The organism is Kitasatospora sp. NPDC036993 (assembly GCF_055607525.1).
This window is the reverse complement of the sequence record NZ_JBVJRP010000021.1, coordinates 15,327-37,324: the sequence shown is the minus strand read 5'-3', so window position 1 is coordinate 37,324 and position 21,998 is coordinate 15,327. Positions and strand designations below refer to the sequence as shown.

Genomic DNA, 21,998 nt, shown 5'->3' with positions numbered 1-21,998 from the left:
GGAGGGGACCGAGGGGGCGGACCAGGGGGCTGGTCCGGGGGGCCGGTCGGGGAAGGTACGGCGGCTGCGGGCGCCTCGTACGGCCGCGGCCGCGCTGGTGGCGACGGCGGTGCTGGTGGTGGCGGGTGCCCTGCTGTACGACGTGGTCGCGGTGCGGGTGGGGCAGCCGGCGCGGAGGTGGCGGGCGCAGATCGCGGATGAGCTGGCGACGCGGCACCTCGACGACCTCTGGGTGCTGGTGGGGGCCGGGGCGGCGACCCTGCTCGGTGGGTGGCTGCTGTGGCTGGCCGTCGCCCCCGGGCTGCGGAGGTGGCTCGTACTGCGGCCGTACGGAGGGACGACGGCGGCCATCGACCGGACCGGTGTCGGGCACCTGCTGACGGACCGGGCGGCAGGTCTGGACGGGATCGACCGGCTGCGGATCCGGGTCGGGCGGCGGCGGATCCGGATCTCGTTGGCCGGGGCGGCGGAGCCGGCGTTGGTGCAGCGGCAGCTGCGGGACGAGCTGGGGAGGGTGGGGCTGGGGCGGCCGATGCGGTTGGACGTGCGGGCGGCGCGGGGGACGGCGGGTGTGGTGGGGGAGGACGAGGCGGCCGTCCCCGGGCCCGGGCCCGGGGACGGCGGCGCCGGGGTGGCCGGTGGCGAGGGGCCGGGGGCGGCCGGGTGAGGCGGACGGTCGTCAATCGGGTGCTGCTGGGGGCGGTGGGGGTGGTGCTGTTCGGTGTCGGGGTGCTGGTGCTGGCGGGTGGGCTCGACCTGTACCGGAGGCTGGGCGTCCAGCCTCCGGGGTGGTGGCCGCTCACCTCGCCGGACCAGCCGGTGGTGAGCGCGCGGTCGAGGGGGCGCTGGGTGGCGTCGGCGTGGTGGTGGCCGACGGTGATCGGCGGGCTGGCCGTGCTCGTGGCGGGGACGGCGTGGTGGCTGGTGGCGCAGCTGAGGCGCAGTGGGCTGTCGAGCATCGCGGTGCCGACGCCGGGGGTGAGCGGGCTTCGGCTGCGGGTCGGTGCGCGGGCGCTGGAGGAGGCGCTGGAGAGTGGGACGGCGGTGCTGCCGGAGGTCGAGCGGGCCGGAGTGCGGTTGGTGCGGGCGCCCGGCCATCCACGGTTGCGCGGTGCCGTGCGGCTGAAGCCGGGCGGGGACCCGGCAGCGCTGGTGGAGCACTTCGAGGACGGGCCTCGGGCGGACGCCCTCGGGAGCCTGCGGCTGGCGGAGCTGCCGGCCGAGCTACGGATCCGGGTCTTGCAGGCGGCCCCCGCCGCGCCGCGGCGGGGGCGGGGTCGGCGGGGGCGCAGGCAGCCACGGGTGGAATGAGCGGAGCGGACTGGTCGGAGGTGATTGGTCGATCGTGACTAGTCAGGATTGGAATAGTCGGGAGTGATGCAAGGGGCGGAGATCACAGGGAGCGGAGAGCGCCGCCGTCGACCGGGACCATGATGCCGGTCAGGTAGGAGGCGGCGGGGGAGAGCAGGAAGGCGGCGACCTTGCCGAACTCCTCGGGGGAGCCGTATCGGCGGAGCGGGATGGCGGCGCTGGCCGCGGTGCGGGCGGCATCCGGGTCGGCGGCGAGACCGTCGAGTTCGCGGACCCGGTCGGTGTCGATCCGGGCCGGGAGCAGGCCGAGTACCCGGATGCCGCGGGGGCCGAGCTCGTCGGCGAGGGCCTTGGCGGCCATGGCGAGGCCAGGGCGCAGACCGTTGGAGATGGCCAGGCCGGGGATCGGCTGGCGGACCGAGCTGGAGAGCACGAAGGCGATCACACCGCCGTCGGGGAGTGCGGCTGCGGTGGCGCGGGCGAGGCGTAGGGCGCCGAGGAAGACGGACTCGAACGCGTCGCGCCAGGCGTCCTCGGGGGTGGTCTCCACGGGCCCGGCCTTGGGGCCGCCGACGCTGATCAGGATGCCGTCCAGGCGGCCGAACTGCCGACGCGCCTCGGCGATGAGGCGCTCCGGGGTGTCGGGAGCGGCGTTGTCGGCGACGAGGCCCCGGGCGGTGCCGAGAGTTTCGAGTTCGGCGACGGCGGTGTCGACGGCTTGCCGGGTTCGGCCGCTGATGAGCACACGGGCGCCGTCGGCGGCGAGTTCGCGGGCGCCGGCGAGGCCGAGGCCTCGGGTGGCGCCGGTGACGATGTAGGCCTTGTCCTTCAGTCCGAGATCCATGGGGACATAGTGCCCGCTGGGAGTTGCTGATGGGGTGGGCTTCGCCCTGCGTGCCTGCGTGCCTGCGTGCCTGCGCGGCTGTGCGTCTGCGGGGTTGAGGCTGGCGTTGACGTTGAGGGGAAGGTTTACGGTCGTTGTCGGAAGTGCGGGAGGAGTGGTTCGGCATGCGGATCGGGGAGTTGGCGGAGCGGGCGGGGACGACCACGCGGGCGTTGCGGTACTACGAGCAGTTGGGATTGTTGCCGGCCCGGCGGGCGGGCAACGGGTACCGGGCGTACGACGAGGGGGATCTGCGGTTGCTGCGGGAGATCCGGATGCTGCAGGACTTCGGGTTCGGGCTGGAGGAGACCAGGCCGTTCGTGGAGTGCCTGCGGGCGGGGCACCCGGAGGGGGACTCGTGCCCGGCCTCTCTGGAGGTGTACCGGCGGAAGTTGGGGGAGCTGGACGAGTGCATCGCCCGGCTCCAGGACGTGCGGGCTCAGGTGGCGGGGCAGTTCGAGCGGGCGGTGAAGGCCCGGGACGAGTTGGCCGCCGTCGAGGAACCGCCTCTGTGTGAACTGGTGAAGGAGTAGACGATGGTGCAGATCACGGGTGTGCCGGCGGTGACGGACGAGACGTTCGCCACCGAGGTGCTGGCGGCCGAAGGACCGGTGCTGGTCGACTTCACGGCGGACTGGTGCCCGCCGTGCCGGATGATGGCGCCGGTGCTGGCGGACATCGCACGGGAGGAGGCGCACCGGCTGCGGGTGGTGAGTGTGGACGTGGACCACAACCCGCGGACGCAGGCGGCGTACGCGGTGCTGTCGATGCCGACGCTGATGGTGTTCCGGGACGGGCAGCCGGTGCGGTCGGTGGTGGGCGCGCGGGCGAAGGCGCGGTTGCTGCGGGAGCTCGAGGACGTGCTCTAGCTAGGCGGGGACGGCGTCGAGCGGGACCTCGGCTTCGGCGGCCTGCTTGGCGCGGTCCTTGGCCTCGCGGCGGGCGAGGACCCAGACGCCGACCGGGATCATCGCGGTGAACAGCCACCACTGGATGGCGTAGGCCATGTGCGGGCCGATGTCGGAGTGGTTGGGCTCGGGGATCAGCTGGGGCTGGTCGGCCGGGGCCGGGGTGGTGCCGGCGAGTTCGAGGTAGCCGCCGAGGAGGGCGGCGCCGGTCCGCTTGGCCTGCTCGTCGGTGTTGATCAGGTTGAACTGGCGGTCGGGCAGCCCGGTGCGGTCCTTGATGCCGCTGTCGCCGTAGGTCTCCTCGGCGCGCAGGCGGCCGGCGAGGGAGACCTCACCGGTGGGGGCGGCCGGGACGGGCGGGTACTCGACGGCCCCGTTGCCGGAGGCGACCCAGCCGCGGTTGACCAGGACGGTGCCCTTGCCGTCGGCGAGCAGGAACGGGGTCACGACGAAGTAGCCGATGCTCCCGTTGGAGTCGGTCCGCTTGCGGACCACGAACTCGTGTGCCGGGTCGTACTGTCCGGTGGCGGTCACCGCGCGCCAGGTGAGGTCCTTGGGGACCGCGAAGCCGGGGGTCGCCGACAGGGTGTCGAAGGGGACCGGCGCGGCCGTGAGGGCCTGGCCGATCAGCTCGTTCCTGGCCACCCGCGCCTCGTGGCGGTGCAGCTGCCAGAAGCCCAGCTTGATCGTCGCGGGGATCAGCAGCAGCGCGATCAGCATGGTGATCAGCCACTGTCGGGTCAGCAGAAAACGGTACACATGGGAACGGTACGCCGACCTCACAACGGGCTCACGCACCGGGGTGCGGGGCGACCTCGCGCAACAGCTGGAGGAAGGCGTCCTCGCCGACCACCGGGGTGCCGACGTCGCGGGCCTTGCGGGCCTTGCCGCTCCAGCTGTCCGGCTCGTTGGTGACGAGCAGGCTGGTGAGGCGGCTCACCGAGGTGGCGATGTGCAGGCCGGCCTCGACCGCGCGGTCCTCCAGGACCTCGCGGTCGGTGGCGGTGTCGCCGGTGATGGCCACCCGCATGCCCTGGACCAGTGGCTTGCCGTCCTCCCAGCGCCCCGGGTTGGGGTACGGGCAGGGCAGGCGCTTCTTGCTCTGGCGGTACGTGGCACCGGTCCAGGTGCTGCGACCGGGGGTGGCGGGCTCCTCCTCGCCGAGGTCGGTGACCGCGACGCAGTTCTGGAGCGGCAGCGGCACGCCGCCGTCGCGGGCAAGGTGCAGGCTGGGGCGGAAGGCCTCGGCGAGCACCCGGGCGTCGTCCAGGGCGTTGTGGGCGTGGCGCTGCTGGACGCCGAAGTGGGCGGCGAGCGAGGCCAGCTTGCCGTTGGGCAGCGGCAGCCGCAGGTCGCGGGAGAGGACCATGGTGCACAGCCGCTGCTCGACCGGAGCGTCCAGGCCGGCCCGGGAGAACTCGCGGGAGATCATGTTCCAGTCGAAGAGCGCGTTGTGCGCGACCAGGACCCGCCCGCGCAGCTGGTCGGCGAACTCGTCGGCGACCTGCGCGAAGGTCGGGGCGGCCGAGAGCAGCTCGGCGGTGAGGCCGTGGATCCAGACCGGGCCCGGGTCCCGCCCGGGGTTGACCAGGGTGTACCAGTGGTCGATGACGTCGCCGTCCGGGTCCAGCCGGTAGACGCCCGCCGAGATGACGCGGTCGGAGCGGCCGAGACCGGTGGTCTCGACGTCGACGACCGCGAAGCCCCCGGTGGGGGCGGCGGAGCGCTGGGCGGGGACCGGGGCGGTCCGCGGCACTCCGTACGTCTCGGGCTGGATCGGTTGCATGGTCCAACAGGATAAGGGGCGGGAGGGGACGCTCCGGTCGGAGTGTTCCGGCCGACCGGCCGGAATAGAGTGGTCGGCGGGGGTGTCGTACACCTGGTCGAGATCGTTTTCAGCTAAGGAACAGCGCATGCGTGCCACCGTGATCCACGGCCCCAACGACATCCGGATCGAAGAGGTGCCGGACCCGGTGGTCCAGCAGCCGACGGACGTGGTGCTCCGGGTGGTGAACGCCTGTATCTGCGGCAGCGACCTGTGGGCCTACCGCGGGGTGGCGCAGCGGGTGGCCGGGCAGCGGATCGGGCACGAGTTCCTGGGCGTGGTCGAGGAGGCCGGCGCCGAGGTGCGCGGCTTCGCCAAGGGCGACCTGGTGGTGGCGCCGTTCGTCTGGTCGGACGGGTCGTGTGACTTCTGTCTCGAGGGCCTCCAGACCTCCTGCCCGCACGGCGGGTTCTGGGGACAGGTCGGTTCGGACGGCGGCCAGGGCGAGGCGGTGCGGGTGCCGTTCGCGGACGGCACGCTGGTGAAGCTGCCGAAGGAGGCGGCGGGTGACGAGAAGCTGCTGCCCGGGCTGCTGGCGCTGTCCGACGTGATGGCGACCGGGCACCACGCGGCGGTCTCGGCCCGGGTGCGCCCGGGTGCGACGGTCGCGGTGGTCGGCGACGGCGCGGTGGGCCTGTGCGGCGTGCTGGCCGCGCACCGGCTGGGCGCGGGCCGGATCATCGCGCTGGGCCGGCACACGGCCCGCACCGAGCTGGCCCGCCGCTTCGGTGCGACGGACGTGGTGGCGGAGCGCGGCGAGGCCGCCGTCGAGGCGGTGAAGGAGCTGACCGGCGGCCAGGGCGCGCACGCGGTGCTGGAGGCGGTCGGCACCGAGGAGTCCATGCGGACGGCGATCTCGATCGCCAGGGACGGCGGTGCGGTGGGCTACGTCGGGGTGCCGCACGGCGGCAGCGCCGGCGTCGACATCGGTCAGATGTTCGGCCGGAACGTTTCGCTGAACGGCGGCGTCGCCCCGGCCCGCGCGTACATCCCCGAGCTGCTCCCGGACGTGCTCTCGGGCGCCATCGAGCCGGGCCTGGTCTTCGACCGCACCGTCGACCTGAACGGTGTTCCGGACGGTTACCGCGCGATGGACGACCGCTCGGCGCTGAAAGTGCGCATCGCGTTCTGAGACGTCGGTCTCCCGCACCGGCCCGTGCCGCCCCCGTTCGGGGTGCGGCACGGGCCGGTGGTGTTCCTCCAGGGGGTGTGCCGACGGCGGCCGGGATCCGGTCGATGGGCGGTGCGGGCACTGGGATGGACTGCTTTTCGGCCAATCGGATGGTGCGAGGGGGTGAACGGTCGACTGATCGCGGTCAACCCCTTCCGGGGCGGGCAGGACGCTCCTAGCATTGCGCGGCGCACACCAGACATGTGACGCCCCTCACGTTCGATCGTCCCCCCCGTGTGACACATACGCCGAAGGAGTGAGGAGACCCGCGTGGATTCGCCGCCGAGCACCACCGCCGCCACGGACGTCCAACTCATCGATGACAGCGAGGAGTTCCGTACCCTGCGGCGCTCGTTCCGGAGCTTCGCCTTCCCGGTCACCATCGGTTTCGTGCTCTGGTACCTGCTCTACGTCCTGCTCTCCTGCTACGCCCCCGGACTGATGCGGACCAAGGTCATCGGGCACGTCAACGTGGCCCTGGTGCTCGGGCTGCTGCAGTTCGCGACCACCTTCGCCATCGCCGCCTGGTACGCCCGCTACGCGGACCGGCGGATCGACCCGTCCGCCACGGCGATCCGCGAGGCGCACGGCGCCGTCGTCCACGCCCCCCGGGAGTCCGCCGAATGAGCCTGCTCGCCAGCTCCGCCACCGAGCACCGCGGCCTGACGATGGCCCTGTTCGGCGTCTTCGTCCTGGCCACCCTCGGCATCACCGTCTGGGCCGGGCGGCAGACCAGGAGCGCCTCCGACTTCTACGCCGGCGGGCGCGGCTTCACCGGCTTCCAGAACGGCCTGGCCATCTCCGGCGACTACATGTCCGCCGCCTCCTTCCTCGGCATCGCCGGGACCATCGCGCTCAGCGGCTACGACGGCTTCCTCTACTCGATCGGCTTCCTGGTCGCCTGGCTGGTCGCGCTGCTGCTGATCGCCGAACCACTGCGCAACTCCGGCCGCTTCACGATGGCGGACGTGCTCGCCTTCCGGATGCGCCAGCGCCCGGTGCGCACCGCGGCGGGCGTCTCCACCATCGTGGTGTCGATCTTCTACCTGCTCGCCCAGATGGTCGGCGCCGGCACCCTGGTGGCGCTGCTGCTGGGGGCCGAGGGGAACGCCGCCAAGCGCTGGACCATCGTCGGGGTCGGCCTGCTGATGATCGTCTATGTGGTGATAGGAGGAATGAAGGGCACCACCTGGGTGCAGATCGTCAAGGCCGTCCTGCTGATCGCCGGCGCCGCGCTGATGACCGTCCTGGTGCTGGCCAAGTACCACTTCAACCCCTCCGAACTGCTCGGCGCGGCGGCCAGCGCGAGCGGCAAGGGCGAGGCCTTCCTCCAACCGGGCCAGAAGTACGGAAGCAGTACCGCCAAGCTCGACTTCATCAGCCTCGGCATCGCACTGGTGCTGGGCACCGCGGGACTGCCGCACATCCTGGTCCGCTTCTACACCGTGCCCACCGCCAAGGCGGCCCGGAAGTCGGTGCTCTGGGCGATCGGCATCATCGGCGTCTTCTACCTGATGACCCTGGCGCTCGGCTTCGGCGCGGCCGCGCTGGTCGGCTCCAAGACGATCAAGGGCGCGAACGCGGCGGGCAACACGGCGGCTCCGCAGCTGGCCGAGGCGCTCGGGGGAGGTGCCGGGACCACCGGCGGCGCGATCCTGCTCGCGGTGATCTCGGCGGTCGCCTTCGCCACCATCCTGGCCGTGGTCGCCGGCCTCACCCTGGCCTCCTCGGCCTCCTTCGCGCACGACCTCTATGCCAACGTGATCCGGCGCGGCAAGGCCTCCGAGAAGGAGGAGGTGCGGTCGGCGAAGTGGGCCGCGTTCGCGATCGGGGCGGTGGCGATCGTGCTCAGCCTCTTCGCGGACAAGCTCAACACCGCGGCCCTGGTCGCCCTGGCCTTCGCGGTCGCCGCCTCGGCGAACCTGCCCACCCTGCTCTACTCACTCTTCTGGAAGCGCTTCACCACCGTCGGCGCGGTCAGCTCGGTCTACGCCGGACTGGTCACCTCGGTGACGCTGGTGGTCTTCTCCCCGGTGGTCTCCGGCGCGAAGACCTCGCTCTTCCCGCACTCCGACTTCCACTGGTTCCCACTGGAGAACCCCGGCCTGGTCTCCATCCCGGTCGGCTTCCTGGCCGGCTGGCTCGGCACGCTGCTGTCCAGGGAACGCCCCGATCCGGCGAAGTACGCTGAACTGGAGGTCCGCTCGCTGACCGGGCTGGGCGCCCACTGATCGACCCACGATGACTATGCTGGCCCGGCCCGCCATGATGGTGGTCGGGCCGGCCGCATCTCGGGGAAGGACCCACGTGCTGCTCGACACCTTCGGACGACAGGCCGTCGACCTCCGGGTCTCCCTCACGGACCGGTGCAACCTGCGCTGCACCTACTGCATGCCGGAGGAGGGCCTGCAGTGGCTGGCCAAGCCCGACCTGCTGACGGACGAGGAGATCGTCCGGCTGGTCGCCGTCGCCGTGCGCGACCTGGGCGTGCGCGAGGTCCGCTTCACCGGCGGAGAGCCGATGCTGCGCCCGGGACTGGTCGCGATCGTCGCCGCCTGCTCCGAGCTGGAGCCCCGCCCCGAACTCTCGCTGACCACCAACGGCATCGGGCTGGCCCGTACCGCGACCGCGCTGCGCGAGGCCGGGCTGGACCGGGTCAACGTCTCGCTGGACACTCTCGACGCCGAGGTGTTCCAGACGCTCACCCGTCGCCGTCGCCACCAGGACGTGCTGGACGGACTGGCCGCCGCGGAGGCCGCCGGGCTGGCACCGGTGAAGCTGAACGCGGTCCTGATGCGCGGGGTCAACGACCACGAGGCGGCCGACCTGCTGGCGTGGTGCCTGGAGCACGGCTACGAGCTGCGCTTCATCGAGCAGATGCCGCTGGACGCCCAGCACGGCTGGGACCGCTCGTCGATGGTCACCGCGGCGGAGATCCTGGAGCTGCTGCGGGCCCGCTTCGCGCTCACCCCGGAGCCGTCCGCGCGCCGGGGCGCGGCACCCGCCGAGCGCTGGGTGGTGGACGGCGGCCCGGGCCGGGTGGGCGTGATCGCCTCGGTCACCCGCCCGTTCTGCCGCGCCTGCGACCGCACCCGGCTGACCGCCGACGGCCAGGTGCGCAACTGCCTGTTCGCGACCGGCGAGACCGACCTGCGCACCGCGCTGCGCTCGGGCGCGGACGACGCCGAGCTGGCCGCGCTGTGGCGGGCGGCGATGTGGGGTAAGAAGGCCGGGGCCGGGATCGACGACCCGGAGTTCCTACAGCCCGAGCGTCCGATGTCCGCGATCGGCGGTTAGACGGGCTCCTCGGGTGCCCCGGCGGTCTCGGGGGTCCAGTCGGCGAAGGCGACGACATCCTTGAGGAAGCCGCGCACCCCGAGGAACTGGGACAGGTGCTCGCGGTGTTCGTCACAGGCGAGCCAGGTCTTGCGGCGGTCCGGGGTGTGCAGCTTGGGGTTGTTCCACACCAGCACCCAGCCGGCCTCCGCCCGGCAGCCCTTGGCGGAGCAGATCGGCGTCTGCGGGGTGTCCATCGGGCCGTCCTCCACGATCGGCGGGTCTCTGCACCGCCAGTCTGTCACGCTCGCTCCGGCCGAAATAATCCGGGCATGGCGACGCCGGGCAGCCACGGGGGGAGCCGCCCGGCGTCGGTCCGTCGCTCCGACGGGGGATGCGGAGCGCGTACGCAGTATGTCACGCGAAGACCCTCGGATGGGGAGGTCTTGCATGATTAATCTGAGCTTCTTTTGAGCTTTCGTCGAGCCGGGCAGGGGCGAACCGACCTGAAAAGGATGGTCAGTTCACGTCCTGTGAAGGATCGGTGGCAGCGACCTTTGCCTCTGCTGTACCAGCCGTCGCAGGGGCCCCGCCTCTCCCACCCGTGCCACCGGGGCCGAGCATCAGCGGAGTGTCGAGCGGAATGTCGAAGGTGCTCGGCAGCCCCGGTGCCCGCTCCCGGCCGGCGTTGGCGATCAGCACCGCGAAGTACGGAAGCAGCACGGCACCCGCCAGCGCGGCGAACGCCAGCACCCGCTGGACGTCCCAGAGCACCACCGCGAGCAGCACGCAGACCGTACGGGCCAGCATCGAGATGACGTAGCGGCGCTGACGTCCCCGGACGTCCTCGGTGAGGCTGCTGCGCGCTCCCGTGATCCGGAAGACGTGCCCGTCGTCGGCGCTCTTGCCCATTGTCCTACCGCCCTCGTCACGCACCCGCGCGCCTGGCCGCGCGGCCTCCTCACGGTACGCCCGGACACGGGCGGCGACGAGACCGGGTGGGCCGGGCGCACCCGGTCGGGTACGAGAAGGGCCTGCCCGGCGGAGCGGACAGGCCCTTCGGCGGCGAACGGCGAACGGTGGTGCGATGCTGCGGCGGACTACGAGCGGCGCGAGAGGTACTGCGGGGGCACGGCGTCGGTGAGCCAGACTCCGTTCTCGCTGAGCCGGAACTCGTGGCCGGTCGCCGTCATCGCCGCCGCGTTCACGGTCAGCACCACCGGTCGGCCGTGCCTGGCGCCGACCCCGGTCGCCGTCTCGGTGTCCGCCGAGAGGTGGACGTCCTGGCGGGCCATCGGGCGCAGGCCCTCGCGGAAGATCGCCGCCAGGTGACGGTCCGCGGTGCCGTGGTAGAGCACCGGCGGCGGTACGGCGGCGGCCAGACCGAGGTCGACGGCCACCGTGTGGCCCTGGTTGGCACGGATCGAGAGACCGTCCGGCGAGTAGCCGAAGCGGCGCTTGTTGTTGGTCGCCACGACGTGGTCCAGCTCGGCCCGGGTGAGCGGCCTGCCCCGCGCGGCGATCGCGGCGAGCAGTTCGTCGACCCTGACCCAGCCGGCCTCGTCCAGCGTGACCCCCACCAGCCCGGGCTCGTGCCGCAGGATGCGCGACAGCATCTTGCTCGACCTGACCAGGCGCTTCTCGTCCATCATGTCTCTCGTATCCCCCGATGGTCAGTGGCTAAGAGGCCTGGCTGACCGAACTCATGTTGAAGTCCGTGACACGCACGGGTGGCATCGCGGTGCGGGTGAACCAGTCGTTCCACTCGCGGGGCAGGCAGCGCTCGGTGCGGCCCACCTCGGTGATCCGGTTCAGCAGGTCCACCGGGGACTCGTTGAACCGGAAGTTGTTGACCTCGCCGACGACCTCGCCGTTCTCCACCAGGTAGACGCCGTCCCGGGTGAGGCCGGTGAGCAGCAGCGTCGCCGGATCCACCTCGCGGATGTACCAGAGGCAGGTGAGCAGCAGACCGCGCTCGGTGCGGGCGACCATCTCGTCCAGGGTCGGCGCCGACTCCTGGTCGGCCGTCTCCAGCACGAGGTTGTCGATCGCCGGGCGCAGCGGCAGGCCGGTGAGGCCGGCCGTGTGGCGGCTGGTGATCAGGTAGTTCAGCACGCCCTCGCGGATCCACTCGGTGGCGGCGACCGGCCGGCCGTTGTCGAAGACCGAGCAGTCCCCGCCGCTGGAGTGGGCGAGCACGAACGGCGCGGCCTCCAGGCCGGGCTCGTGCGGGTCGGAGCGCAGCGTCAGCGGCAGGCCGCCGAGCTTGTCGCCGAGCCGGGTGCCGCCGCCGGGCTTGGCGAAGACCGTCCGTCCCTCCTGGGCGTCCCGGCCGCCGGAGGACCAGTTGAGGACGATCATCAGGTCGGCGACGGCCGAGGGCGGCAGCAGCGCCTCGTACCGTCCGGCGGGCAGGTCCACCTTGCGGGCGCCCCAGCCGAGCCGCTTGGTCAGCTCGGTGTGCAGGGCGGCGACGTCGATGTCGGCGAAGTCCCGGGTCGCGGCGCCCACCCAGGCCGAGCCGGACAGGTCGGCGGTCTTGGCGTTGATCTCGACCGTGCCGGTGGGCTGGTCGTGCCGCAGCCGCAGGCCGGTGGAGCTGCCCAGGTAGCTGGAGGTCACCTCGTGCCGGGCGAAGCCGTACAGCAGCTCGCCCCGCGCGGCGGCGCGGGCGAAGGCCTCGCCGAGGGCCGGGCCGAAGGCGTTGAACACCTCGACGGAGGTCAGCGCGGGCGGCTCGGTGAAGCCCGGAGAGGCGGGGCGGTCGGCGATCAGCGGCTGGGCGTCCTCGGCCGGGCCGGCCGCGCGGGCGGCCTCCTCGGCGGCCCGCACCAGGTCCTCCACCTCCTCCGCGGTGACGGCCTCGCGGGAGACCACGCCGGCGGCGGTGCCCTCGGCGCCGGCCACGGTGGCGATCACGGTGAGGCGGCGGCCGCGGGTGACGCCGTTGGTGGTCAGCGCGTTGCCCGCCCAGCGCAGGTTGGCGGTGGACTCCTCGTCGGCGATCACCACGCAGCCGTCGGCGCGGGAGAGGCCGAGCGCCAGCTCGACGAGTTCGTGGGGCTGCATCGCGGTCATCAGTGACCCGCCTCCTGCTGGGTGTTGAGCACGTTGACGTTGCGGAACAGCGCCGACGGGCAGCCGTGGCTGACCGCCGCGATCTGGCCGGGCTGCGCCTTGCCGCAGTTGAAGGCGCCGCCGAGCAGGTAGGTCTGCGGGCCGCCGACGGCCGCCATCGAACCCCAGAAGTCGGTGGTGGTGGCCTGGTAGGCGAAGTCCTTGACCTGCCCGGCGAGTTCGCCGTCCTTGATGGCGTAGGCGCGCTGGCCGGTGAACTGGAAGTTGTAGCGCTGCATGTCGATCGACCAGGAGCGGTCGCCGACGATGTAGAGGCCGTTCTCGACCTGGGCGAACAGGCCCTCGGTGTCCGGGCCGTCGGCGGCGGGCCGGAGCGAGACGTTGGCCATCCGCTGCACCGGGACGTGCGCGGGGGAGTCCGCGAAGGCGCAGCCGTTGGAGCGCTCGAAGCCCTTCAGACCGGCCATGCCGCGGTCGAGCTGGTAGCCGACCAGGACGCCGTCCTTGATCAGGTCCCAGGACTGGGTGGCCACGCCCTCGTCGTCGTAGCCGATGGTGGACAGGCCGTGCTCGGCGGTGCGGTCACCGGTGACGTGCATCAGATCGGAGCCGTACCGGAGCGAGCCGAGCCGGTCGAAGGTGGCGAAGGAGGTGCCGGCGTAGGCGGCCTCGTAGCCGAGCGCGCGGTCCAGCTCGGTGGCGTGGCCGATCGACTCGTGGATGGTCAGCCAGAGGTTCGTCGGGTCGATGACCAGGTCGTAGCGGCCCGCCTCGACGCTCGGGGCCTTCATCTTCTCGGCCAGCAGGACGGGCAGTTCGGCGAGCTCGGCGTCCCAGTCCCAGCCGGTTCCGGTGAGGTACTCGTAGCCGCGGCCGGTCGGCGGGGCCAGGGTCCGCATCGAGTCGAAGGCGCCGGTGCGCTCGTCGACCGAGGTGGCCTCCAGATCGGAGTGGACCCGGATCCGCTGCTGGGTGGTCACGGTGCCCGCGGTGTCCGCGTAGAACTTGTTCTCCTGGACGGTCCGCAGCGCCGCCTGGACGTGCGAGACGCCGTCGGCTGCCAGCAGCCGGGAGCTGCGCTCGGCGAGCAGCGCGGTCTTCTCGGCGTCCGGCACCTCGAAGGGGTTGACCTCGTACGCGGACACCCAGGTGACGTCCCGGTACACGGGCTCGTCGGCCAGTTCGACCCGCTCGGTGGAACCGGCCGCCCGGCTGATCCCGCCGGAGAGCCGGGCCACCGCGACGGCCTGCTCGGCGACCCGGGCCGCCGCGGCGGGGGTGAGGTCCACGCCGGCGGCGAAGCCCCAGGCGCCGTCCAGCACCACCCGGACGGCGAAACCGAGCTGCACGCTGTCGGAGGTGCCGGCCGGACGCGCGTCACGCAGCCGCCACGAGGCGCTGCGGATCCGCTCCAGGCGGAAGTCGGCGTGGCTCGCGCCCAGTTCGCGGGCCCGGGTCAGAGCGGCGTCGGCGAGGGAGCGCAGCGGCAGGGCGAGGAACAGCGGGTCGACGGCGCGCCCGTGCGGGGCGCCGGAGCGATCGGCCGGAGGGATCGGAGGCAATCGGGCTCCCAGGTCGCGGAGGGTGGCGGTGCGGCGCCAAAGGGGCGCCCGCATCGCATCATTTCCGTCCAGCGGGTTTCCGGCCAGCGCATTTCGACCGGTGCGCTGCGGTTTCGGCCAGTACGGTCCGTCCACGGGGCCCGTTGTCCCGGTGGTCCCTGGTGCGCCGTCGGTCGCCGCTGTGCCGGCGGGCCCCGCTGTCTCGGCGCGCAGGTGAGTAGGTGAGTAGGCGAGCCGGTGCGGGCCGTCAGCCGACGGTCTCCCACCAGCCGTCCGGCTCCGGCGGGTTGTCGACGTCCACCCGCTCGCCGGGGCGCGGCACGACCAGCGGGACGGCCTGCTCCTTGGCCGCCTTGACGAGCCGCTCGATCGGCTCGGCCCACGGGTGCAGGCCCAGGTTGAAGGTGCACCAGTGGACGGGCACCAGCAGGCCGGCCGACAGGTCCCGGTGGGCGAGGACGGCGTCCTCGGGGGTCATGTGGATGTCCGCCCAGGCCGCGTCGTAGGCGCCGATCTGGACCAGCGCGGCGTCGAACGGCCCGTGCTGCTCGCCGATCCGGGCGTAGCCCTCGAAGTACCCGGAGTCTCCGGTGTAGAAGACCCTGCGGCTCGGGCCGGCGACCACCCAGGAGCCCCACAGGGTGGTGTTGCGGGTCAGGCCGCGGCCGGAGAAGTGGTGCGCCGCGGTCAGGGTGAGCACCAGGTCGCCCAGGTTGCAGGTCTCGTCCCAGTCCAGCTCGATGATCCGGTGCTCGGGGACGCCCCAGCGGCGCAGGTGGGCGCCGATGCCGAGCGGCACCGCGAAGGGCGCGGACTGGCTGCGCACCAGGCGCTTGACCGTCGCCATGTCCAGGTGGTCGTAGTGGTCGTGCGAGATCAGCACCGCGTCGACCTGCGGCAGCTCCTCCAGTTCCACCGGCACCGGGTGCAGCCGCTTGGGGCCGACGAGCGCGGCGGGGGAGCAGCGGTCGCTCCAGATCGGGTCGAGCAGCACCCGGAAGCCCTCGATCTCCACCAGCGCCGAGGCGTGCCCGTACCAGGTGACCTCCACGCCCTCGGCGGCCGGCCCGGGCGGGGTGGCGGGGCGGACCGTCGGCACCGGGTGGGCGGGGACGCGGCCCTCGCGCTCGAAGATCATCCGACGGGCGGTGGCGCCGTCGAAGCCGGGGACGCCGGCGGCGCGGGCGAGGGTGGAGGGTGCGTTGTGGAAGACGCCGTCGCGGTACTGCGGGGAGTTGCGGACCCGCTCCTCGCGCTCGCCGTCCGGCCGCCGGCCGAACGCCGCCGGCAGGTCGCGCAGGGCCCAGGCGGTCGCGCCCAGGCCGGCCGCCAGGGCGGTGAGGGCCAGCAGTCGTCCGCGTCGGTGGGTGCTCCCGGGCCGTGCCATGGTCATCCGCTCTGCCTTCGTCACTCGCCGGGATGGTCGGGGATCGGCACGGCCCGTCCCGGGGCGGCCCGCACCACGGGGGCAACGGGTGCGCCCGCCCGTGTTGTTCCCGTACAGTCGCTCGGATCCGGGCGGCGCCCGGGCCTGGGCGATGTCCGCGGCCGGGACGGCTGGGGCGGGCACGGATTGTCGGATTGCGACAGATCCTTCGGGGTGGCGCTGTGGGAGCCCGATGCGCCGCCGCCGCCGACCGCCCGATAGCGTCACACTGCGTACGCATTCTGACGTACGTGTTCACACACGGAGAGAGGTGGATCGTTGAGCCGCTCGGTTCTCGTCACCGGAGGAAACCGGGGCATCGGCCTCGCGATCGCCCAGGCCTTCGCCGAAGCGGGCGACAAGGTGGCCATCACCAGCCGCTCGGGTGAGGTGCCCGAGGCGCTGGCCAAGTACGACGTCCTCGCGGTGCGCTGCGACATCACGGACGCCGGGCAGGTCGACGCCGCCTTCACCGAGATCGAGCAGAAGCACGGCGCGGTCGAGGTGCTGGTCGCCAACGCGGGCATCACCCACGACACCCTGCTGCTGCGCATGTCCGAGGAGGACTTCACCTCCGTCCTGGACACCAACCTGACCGGTACCTTCCGGGTGGTCAAGCGCGCGTCCAAGCTGATGATGCGTGCCAAGAAGGGCCGTGTCGTGCTGATCTCGTCCGTGGTGGGCCTGTCCGGCTCCCCGGGCCAGGCCAACTACGCCGCCTCCAAGGCCGGCCTGGTGGGCTTCGCCCGGTCGCTGGCGCGCGAACTCGGCCCGCGCAACATCACCGTCAACGTGGTCGCGCCCGGCTTCGTCGACACCGACATGACCGCTGTGCTCAGCGACGAGCGCCGCGCGGAGATCGTCTCGGGCGTGCCGCTGGGCCGCTACGCGGCGCCCGCCGAGGTCGCGTCCACCGTGCGGTTCCTCGGGTCGGACGAGGCCGCGTACATCACCGGAGCCGTCATTCCCGTCGACGGCGGATTGGGCATGGGTCACTGATCATGAGTGGAATCCTCGAAGGCAAGCGGATCCTGATCACCGGCGTGCTGATGGAGTCCTCCATCGCGTTCCACACCGCCAAGCTCGCGCAGGAGCAGGGCGCGGAGATCATCCTCACCGCCTTCCCGCGCCCGAGCCTGACCGAGCGGATCGCCAGGAAGCTGCCGCACCCGGTCAAGGTGCTGGAGCTGGACGTCTCCAACCCCGAGCAGCTGGCCGGCATCGCCGACCAGGTCCGCGAGCACCTGCCGACCCTGGACGGCATCGTCCACTCGATCGGCTTCGCGCCGCAGGACGCGCTGGGCGGCAACTTCCTGGACACCCCGTGGGAGTCCGTGGCCACCGCGATGCACGTCTCGGCGTACTCGCTGAAGTCGCTGACCACGGCGCTGCTGCCGCTGATGCAGGACGGCGGTTCGGTGGTCGGCCTGACCTTCGACGCGCAGTTCGCCTGGCCGCAGTACGACTGGATGGGCCCGGCCAAGGCCGCCCTGGAGTCGACCAACCGCTACCTCGCGCGCTACCTGGGCGAGCGGAACATCCGCTGCAACCTGGTCTCGGCCGGTCCGATCGGCTCTATGGCCGCCAAGTCCATCCCGGGCTTCGGCGACCTGGCTGACACCTGGAACCAGCGCTCTCCGCTGAAGTGGGACCTGAGCGACCCGGAGCCGGCCGGCCGCGGCATCGTCGCGCTGCTGTCGGACTGGTTCCCGAAGACCACCGGTGAGATCGTCCACGTCGACGGCGGTCTGCACGCCATCGGCGCCTGACGCCCCGGCCGTACTGCCGGCCGTACGCCGCTGCCCGGCGCCCCTTCACGGGGTGCCGGGCAGCGGCGTTTACGTCGGTGCGCTCTCGGGGCGGGGGCCGGCGAGGTCGGGGGTGTGGGCGTGCGCAGGGGCGTGGGCGAGGGTGTGGGTTGGCGCGTGGGTCTCGTCGCCGGGCCGGGTGCCGGTGCGGGGGTCAGACCTTGGCGGTGCCGCACTCGGTGGTGCCGCAGGCGCCGATGGCGCGGCCGGCCTCGACCGAGGCGCGCTGGGCGTCGCCGGCCCGGATGGCCTCCAGGATGCTCTGGTGGCCGATGTAGCGCTCGGCGATCAGCTCGGGGCCGACATCGTGCCGCAGGTGCTCGCGGGTGACCTCGCCGAGGTCGGCATAGACGGCGAGCAGGACGTCGTTGTGGGCGGCGGACACCACGGCGTGGTGGAAGGCGGCGTCGGCCTGGACGAAGTCCTCGGCGCCACCGGAGTGCCAGGCGGCCTCCCTGCGGGCCATCGCACCGTCCAGCAGCTCCAGGTCACGTGCGGTGCGGCGGTGGGCGGCCAGGCCGGCAGCGGAGGTCTCCAGGGCAGCCCGCAGCTCGGCGACCTGTGCCTGGTCGGCGTCCGCGAAGCGGCGGTGCATCACTCCGGCCAGCTCACTGGTGGCCAGCACGTACGTGCCGGAGCCCTGTCTGATGTCGAGCAGGCCGTTGTGGGCGAGGGCGCGGACGGCCTCGCGAACGGTGTTGCGGGCGACGCCGAGCTGTTCGACCAGGGCGGCCTCGGTGGGGATGCGCGAGCCGACCGGCCACTCACCGGAAGTGATCTGGGCACGCAGTTGTGCGATCACCTGGTCGGACAGCGGGGTGCGCCTCGGCGAGGACAGCGCCACGGGTACTCCTTGCGACTACGGCTCGGGTGGGGCCTGGGTGGAGGTGGCCGGTGGATGAACGGTCGGCACATCATGCCAATTCCAGGGTGCATCAATTCATCCCATCATTCTATGATGCTCCTCATGCCCGCAGCAGACACCACCGCTTCCAACCGGACCGAGAGCCGGCCGCCGACCACCGAGCGGCCCGCCGCCTCCGGCTCCGTCAAGTACCTGGGCTGGCTGTTCGCCGTCGCGATCGCCGCCGCCGCCTTCAACCTGCGCCCCGTGGTCACCAGCCTCGGGCCGCTGCTCGACCAGGTCCGCGACGACCTCGGGATGAACCCGACGCTCGCCGGACTGCTCACCGCCGTCCCGTCGCTGTGCTTCGCGCTGTTCGGCTTCGCCGCCCCGGCCGCGGCCCGCCGGCTCGGCCCGATCGCCGTGGTCACGGCCGGGATGGGCGCGATCACCGCGGGCGTGCTGGCCCGCTCCTTCGCCGGCGGTACCGCCGTCTTCCTGCTGCTGACCGCGCTCGCGCTGGCCGGTGTCGCGGTCTCCAACGTGCTGCTCCCGGTCGTGATCAAGCGGTACTTCCCGGAGAAGGTCGGTCCGATGATCGGCCTGTACTCCATGGCACTGTCCGCCGGCACCGCGCTGGCCGCCGCCGTCACCGTGCCGCTGACCAACGCGTTCGGCGGCGACTGGCGCTACGGCCTGGGCATCTGGGCGGGGATCGGCGCGCTCGCGCTGGTGCTCTGGCTGCCGGTGCTGATCGCCAAGCGCGAGCGCGGCGGGCGGGAGGCCGACGGCGCCGTCCCGGCCAAGCTGCCGATCACCCGCAGCCGTACGGCCTGGGCGATGGCCTGCTTCTTCGGCCTCCAGGCCACCGGTGCGTACGTGGTGATGGGCTGGCTGCCGAAGATCTTCCAGGACTCCGGCATCGACAAGGGCACCTCCGGGGTGCTGCTCGCGGTCACCATGGCGATCGGCGTTCCGGTCTCCTACGTCCTGCCCAACCTCGCCGCCCGCCGCGGCGACCAGCGGCTGTTCGTGGTCGTGCTGGCCTTCTGCGGCATCGCCGGGTACGCCGGGCTGGCGCTCGCCCCGGCCGGTGCTCCGTGGGTCTGGGCGGTCCTGGTGGGCCTGTCCAACTGCGCCTTCCCGCTGGTGCTGACGATGATCGGACTGCGCGCCCGGACGGCCGGCGGCGTCGCCCAGCTGTCCGCCTTCGCCCAGGGCGTCGGCTACCTGATCTCCATCCCCGGCCCGATCCTGATCGGACGGATCTACGAGGTCACCGGCCAGTGGCACTGGCCGCTGGGCTTCCTGGCCCTGCTGCTGGTGCCGCAGATGCTGTTCGGCCTGCGCGCGGCGCTCGCCCGGCACATCGAGGACGAGGCGGTCCACCGGGCGGAGCAGGCCAAGGCGTGACACCCGACGGGGCGGGGGAGAGCGACGGGCCTGGCCCGGTCGTGCGGGCCGAGGCCTGACGCGGAAGGTCAAGCCCCAGCCAAGGCGGTGGGGTCGGCGGACGGCGGGCGTGTTCGGGATGGAAGAATCCCGGACATGCCCGTTCTCGATCCCGATCCCACCGACGGCCGCAAGCAGCTCGGCCGCATCGCCCTCGCCTTCGCCGCCATCGCGGTGCTGGTGGCGGTCATCGCCTCCGTCGCCACGGCGATGGGCTGACCGCGGTCCGTACGCCGCACGACGCCCCGGCGGGCGGGGTGCGATGGCACCCGTCGTCCCTCGGAGTGGCGGCACCCGGGAGCGTCGCGCCGCCGGGCCGCTTTTCTGCCAAGCTTGCTGGGTATGAGCGCCGAAACGCCCCGCAGGATCATCGTTCTCCGCCATGCCAAGGCCGACTGGCCGGACGGCGTCGACGACCACGAGCGGCCGCTGGCCGACCGGGGCCGCCACCAGGCCCAGGACGCCGGCCGTTGGCTGGCGGACTCCGGCATCAACCCCGACTACGTGCTCTGCTCCACCGCGCTGCGCACCCGCGAGACCTGGAAGACGGCGGCGCACGAGCTGGCCAAGCGGGCCCGCAAGACGGTGTACGAGGAGCGGGTCTACGAGGCCAGCCCCGGCGAGATCATCGCCGTGCTCCAGGAGACCCCGGAGGAGTACGCGGACGTGGTGCTGGTCGGGCACAACCCGGGCGTGCTGGGCCTCACCCAGGTGCTGGCCGGCGACGCGGGGGACCCGGACGCGCTGGAGCGGCTGCGGCTCGGGGGCTTCCCGACGGCGGGGATCGCGGTGCTCAGTTTCGACGGCTCCTGGAAGGGCGTCGAGCCGGGGGTGGCCGAGCTGGTCTCGTACCACACGCCGCAGGACTGACCCCGGAACGTGCACGAACGCGAGGGGCGCGCGGTTGGATCCGCGCGCCCCTCGTGTGCGTCCACAGGCCCTCTTCCGGCGGGCCTCACTCCGTCGGCCGGGGGCGGGGGACGGCCCCGCTCGGCCGGAGGGCGGGTGGGGTTCTACTCGGTCGGGGTGCCGTGCAGCGCGTCGGCCGCCTCGACCTCCTCGCGGGTGATGCCCAGCAGGTACAGCACGGTGTCCAGGAACGGCACGTTCACCGCGGTGTCGGCGGCCTCACGCACCACCGGCTTGGCGTTGAACGCCACGCCGAGCCCGGCCGCGTTCAGCATGTCCAGGTCGTTGGCGCCGTCGCCGATCGCCACCGTCTGCTCCAGCGGCACCTTCGCCTGCTCGGCGAAGCGGGCCAGCCAGCGGGCCTTGCCCGCGCGGTCCACGATCTCGCCGACCACCCGGCCGGTGAACCTGCCGTCCACCACCTCCAGGGTGTTCGCGGCGGCGAAGTCCAGCCCCAACTGCTCCACCAGGTGGTCGGTGACCTGGGTGAAACCGCCGGACACCACCGCGACCTGGTAGCCGAGGCGCTGGAGCGTACGGATCAGGGTGCGGGCGCCCGGAGTGAACCGGACCTCGGCGCGGACCTTCTCGGTCACCGAGGCGTCCAGCCCGGCCAGCAGCGCCACCCGGGCCCGCAGCGATTCGGCGAAGTCCAGCTCGCCGCGCATCGCCGCCGCGGTCACCTCGGCGACCTCCTCCTCGCAGCCCGCGTGGGCGGCGAACAGCTCGATCACCTCGTCCTGGATGAGCGTGGAGTCGACGTCCATGACCACCAGACGCTTGGCCCGGCGCTCCAGCCCGGCGGCGACCACCGCGACGTCCACCCGCTGGGTAGCCGCTTCCTGGGCCAGCGCGGCCCGAAGCTCGTCGGTGGCCACACCTGAGACGGCCAGCTCGACCGCCGTCACCGGGTACTTGGCGAGCCGGAAGACACGGTCGATGTTGCCGCCCGAGGCGGTGATCCGGGAGGTGAGCGCGGAGACGGCGGCGGCGGTCAGCGGGTTGCCGAGCACCGTGACGTGCGAACGGCCCTCGCGGCGCGGCCGGTTGTCACCGATGCCGGAGAGGATCTCGGCCTGGAGCTTCTGCTCGTCGGCCCAGCGGTGGACGGTGGCCCGCAGCCCACCCTCGGCGCCGGGTGCGGGGGGCGGGGTGACCAGGGCACACAGCGTGATGCGGCCACGGGTGACGACCTGCTCGATGTCGATGACGTCGACGCCGAAGCCGGCCAGCGTCGCGAAGAGGCCGGCGGTGATGCCGGGGCGGTCCTTGCCGAACACCTTGACGAGCAGGGTGCGCTCGTCCGCGGTCCGGTGCTGGGCGGCGGGAAGGGGCTCAGCGGCCAGGGGCGATGCGTTCATGGTGCCTCCCACGCTACCGGGCGCCCGATGGGCCGGGAGCACCCGTCCCACCTCGCGGGACGCCGCGGGACCGCGGCGGGTAGCAGCCTGGTCACAGTCACCCGGGGTGACTTTCATCGCCGGTCGGCGGGCTGGAATGATTCCCCCCGTCAGTCAGAGGAACATCGCAGCCCCGGCCGGGGGC

At 72.7% G+C, this 21,998-nt stretch carries 24 protein-coding genes; 13 read left to right on the top strand and 11 right to left on the bottom strand.

From position 1 onward, the window contains the following. Nucleotides 1–97 precede the first annotated feature (97 nt). Entirely contained in the window at nt 98–667 is a 570-nt protein-coding gene (locus tag ACZ7C5_RS32880) for a DUF6286 domain-containing protein (RefSeq protein WP_470324079.1), read from the top strand. Further along, nucleotides 664–1,311, top strand: coding sequence for an alkaline shock response membrane anchor protein AmaP (locus ACZ7C5_RS32875; RefSeq protein WP_470324078.1), 648 nt, complete (start codon nt 664–666; stop codon nt 1,309–1,311). The genes ACZ7C5_RS32880 and ACZ7C5_RS32875 overlap by 4 nt, the downstream gene beginning before the upstream one ends. Nucleotides 1,312–1,393: 82 nt before the next feature. Here the strand turns inward: ACZ7C5_RS32875 and ACZ7C5_RS32870 are convergent, their stop codons facing one another. Beyond that, the gene (locus ACZ7C5_RS32870) at nt 1,394–2,155 is read right to left on the bottom strand and encodes an SDR family oxidoreductase (RefSeq protein WP_401091248.1); all 762 of its coding nucleotides are present in this window, start codon (nt 2,153–2,155) and stop codon (nt 1,394–1,396) included. 164 nt (nt 2,156–2,319) lie between these two features. Between ACZ7C5_RS32870 and ACZ7C5_RS32865 the strand changes: the two genes are divergently transcribed. Both ACZ7C5_RS32865 and trxA read left to right on the top strand, forming a co-directional pair. Continuing rightward, a complete protein-coding gene (locus ACZ7C5_RS32865; RefSeq protein WP_401091257.1) occupies nt 2,320–2,727 on the top strand; it encodes a MerR family transcriptional regulator in 408 nt (135 codons plus the stop codon). A 3-nt stretch (nt 2,728–2,730) separates the two neighbouring features. After that, entirely contained in the window at nt 2,731–3,063 is a 333-nt protein-coding gene (gene trxA / locus ACZ7C5_RS32860) for a thioredoxin (protein ID WP_223245275.1), read from the top strand. Here trxA and ACZ7C5_RS32855 read toward each other — a convergent pair whose 3' ends face one another. Continuing rightward, complete coding sequence (locus ACZ7C5_RS32855; protein ID WP_401092685.1) at nt 3,064–3,861, bottom strand: SURF1 family cytochrome oxidase biogenesis protein; 798 nt, start codon at nt 3,859–3,861, stop codon at nt 3,064–3,066. It lies immediately after the preceding gene. A 31-nt stretch (nt 3,862–3,892) separates the two neighbouring features. Further along, nucleotides 3,893–4,888: a DEDDh family exonuclease gene (locus ACZ7C5_RS32850; RefSeq protein ID WP_470324077.1), complete on the bottom strand. Its 996-nt coding sequence runs from the start codon at nt 4,886–4,888 to the stop codon at nt 3,893–3,895. 127 nt (nt 4,889–5,015) lie between these two features. On the opposite strand from ACZ7C5_RS32850, the gene ACZ7C5_RS32845 reads away from it, so the two are divergent. The 4 genes from ACZ7C5_RS32845 (at nt 5,016) to moaA (ending at nt 9,395) form a co-directional block, all read left to right on the top strand. After that, complete coding sequence (locus ACZ7C5_RS32845) at nt 5,016–6,059, top strand: zinc-dependent alcohol dehydrogenase family protein (RefSeq protein WP_470324076.1); 1,044 nt, start codon at nt 5,016–5,018, stop codon at nt 6,057–6,059. 309 nt (nt 6,060–6,368) lie between these two features. Further along, nucleotides 6,369–6,725: a DUF485 domain-containing protein gene (locus ACZ7C5_RS32840; protein ID WP_188300464.1), complete on the top strand. Its 357-nt coding sequence runs from the start codon at nt 6,369–6,371 to the stop codon at nt 6,723–6,725. Then, the gene (locus tag ACZ7C5_RS32835) at nt 6,722–8,329 is read left to right on the top strand and encodes a solute symporter family protein (RefSeq protein WP_470324075.1); all 1,608 of its coding nucleotides are present in this window, start codon (nt 6,722–6,724) and stop codon (nt 8,327–8,329) included. Before ACZ7C5_RS32840 ends, ACZ7C5_RS32835 begins: the two co-directional genes overlap by 4 nt. A 76-nt stretch (nt 8,330–8,405) precedes the next feature. Then, nucleotides 8,406–9,395 carry a GTP 3',8-cyclase MoaA gene (moaA, locus tag ACZ7C5_RS32830; RefSeq protein ID WP_401092678.1) on the top strand — a complete coding sequence of 330 codons (990 nt, stop codon included), beginning with the start codon at nt 8,406–8,408 and terminating at the stop codon, nt 9,393–9,395. Here moaA and ACZ7C5_RS32825 read toward each other — a convergent pair. From ACZ7C5_RS32825 to ACZ7C5_RS32800, 6 genes are all read right to left on the bottom strand, one after another. Further along, nucleotides 9,392–9,631 (bottom strand): hypothetical protein, encoded by a 240-nt coding sequence (locus ACZ7C5_RS32825; RefSeq protein ID WP_401092677.1) that lies wholly within the window; start codon nt 9,629–9,631, stop codon nt 9,392–9,394. The two genes, moaA and ACZ7C5_RS32825, sit on opposite strands and share 4 nt — an antisense overlap. A gap of 262 nt (nt 9,632–9,893) precedes the next feature. Then, nucleotides 9,894–10,286, bottom strand: a complete 393-nt coding sequence (locus ACZ7C5_RS32820) for a DUF3099 domain-containing protein (RefSeq protein ID WP_401092675.1) — start codon at nt 10,284–10,286, stop codon at nt 9,894–9,896. Nucleotides 10,287–10,474: 188 nt separating this feature from the next. Beyond that, nucleotides 10,475–11,023 carry an RNA 2'-phosphotransferase gene (locus ACZ7C5_RS32815; protein ID WP_401092689.1) on the bottom strand — a complete coding sequence of 183 codons (549 nt, stop codon included), beginning with the start codon at nt 11,021–11,023 and terminating at the stop codon, nt 10,475–10,477. A 31-nt stretch (nt 11,024–11,054) separates the two neighbouring features. Next, the gene (locus ACZ7C5_RS32810; protein ID WP_470324074.1) at nt 11,055–12,452 is read right to left on the bottom strand and encodes a metallopeptidase TldD-related protein; all 1,398 of its coding nucleotides are present in this window, start codon (nt 12,450–12,452) and stop codon (nt 11,055–11,057) included. Then, entirely contained in the window at nt 12,452–14,014 is a 1,563-nt protein-coding gene (locus ACZ7C5_RS32805) for a TldD/PmbA family protein (RefSeq protein WP_470324073.1), read from the bottom strand. The genes ACZ7C5_RS32810 and ACZ7C5_RS32805 overlap by 1 nt, the downstream gene beginning before the upstream one ends. A 247-nt stretch (nt 14,015–14,261) precedes the next feature. Next, nucleotides 14,262–15,425 (bottom strand): MBL fold metallo-hydrolase, encoded by a 1,164-nt coding sequence (locus tag ACZ7C5_RS32800; protein WP_470324072.1) that lies wholly within the window; start codon nt 15,423–15,425, stop codon nt 14,262–14,264. 294 nt (nt 15,426–15,719) lie between these two features. Here ACZ7C5_RS32800 and fabG point away from each other — a divergent pair, with 294 nt between their 5' ends. Both fabG and fabI read left to right on the top strand, forming a co-directional pair. Continuing rightward, nucleotides 15,720–16,439, top strand: coding sequence for a 3-oxoacyl-[acyl-carrier-protein] reductase (gene fabG / locus ACZ7C5_RS32795; protein WP_188300470.1), 720 nt, complete (start codon nt 15,720–15,722; stop codon nt 16,437–16,439). A gap of 2 nt (nt 16,440–16,441) precedes the next feature. Continuing rightward, complete coding sequence (gene fabI / locus ACZ7C5_RS32790) at nt 16,442–17,209, top strand: enoyl-ACP reductase FabI (RefSeq protein WP_188300471.1); 768 nt, start codon at nt 16,442–16,444, stop codon at nt 17,207–17,209. A gap of 193 nt (nt 17,210–17,402) precedes the next feature. Here fabI and ACZ7C5_RS32785 read toward each other — a convergent pair whose 3' ends face one another. Beyond that, nucleotides 17,403–18,092 carry a FadR/GntR family transcriptional regulator gene (locus ACZ7C5_RS32785; RefSeq protein ID WP_401092667.1) on the bottom strand — a complete coding sequence of 230 codons (690 nt, stop codon included), beginning with the start codon at nt 18,090–18,092 and terminating at the stop codon, nt 17,403–17,405. Between the two features lie 123 nt (nt 18,093–18,215). On the opposite strand from ACZ7C5_RS32785, the gene ACZ7C5_RS32780 reads away from it, so the two are divergent. The 3 genes from ACZ7C5_RS32780 (at nt 18,216) to ACZ7C5_RS32770 (ending at nt 20,414) form a co-directional block, all read left to right on the top strand. Then, the gene (locus tag ACZ7C5_RS32780) at nt 18,216–19,505 is read left to right on the top strand and encodes a CynX/NimT family MFS transporter (RefSeq protein WP_401092665.1); all 1,290 of its coding nucleotides are present in this window, start codon (nt 18,216–18,218) and stop codon (nt 19,503–19,505) included. 135 nt (nt 19,506–19,640) lie between these two features. Next, nucleotides 19,641–19,763 carry an SGM_5486 family transporter-associated protein gene (locus tag ACZ7C5_RS32775; RefSeq protein WP_262987086.1) on the top strand — a complete coding sequence of 41 codons (123 nt, stop codon included), beginning with the start codon at nt 19,641–19,643 and terminating at the stop codon, nt 19,761–19,763. A 123-nt stretch (nt 19,764–19,886) separates the two neighbouring features. Continuing rightward, complete coding sequence (locus ACZ7C5_RS32770; RefSeq protein ID WP_401092661.1) at nt 19,887–20,414, top strand: SixA phosphatase family protein; 528 nt, start codon at nt 19,887–19,889, stop codon at nt 20,412–20,414. A gap of 143 nt (nt 20,415–20,557) precedes the next feature. Here ACZ7C5_RS32770 and serB read toward each other — a convergent pair whose 3' ends face one another. Continuing rightward, nucleotides 20,558–21,814 (bottom strand): phosphoserine phosphatase SerB, encoded by a 1,257-nt coding sequence (gene serB / locus ACZ7C5_RS32765; RefSeq protein WP_401092659.1) that lies wholly within the window; start codon nt 21,812–21,814, stop codon nt 20,558–20,560. Between the last annotated feature and the right edge of the window lie 184 nt (nt 21,815–21,998).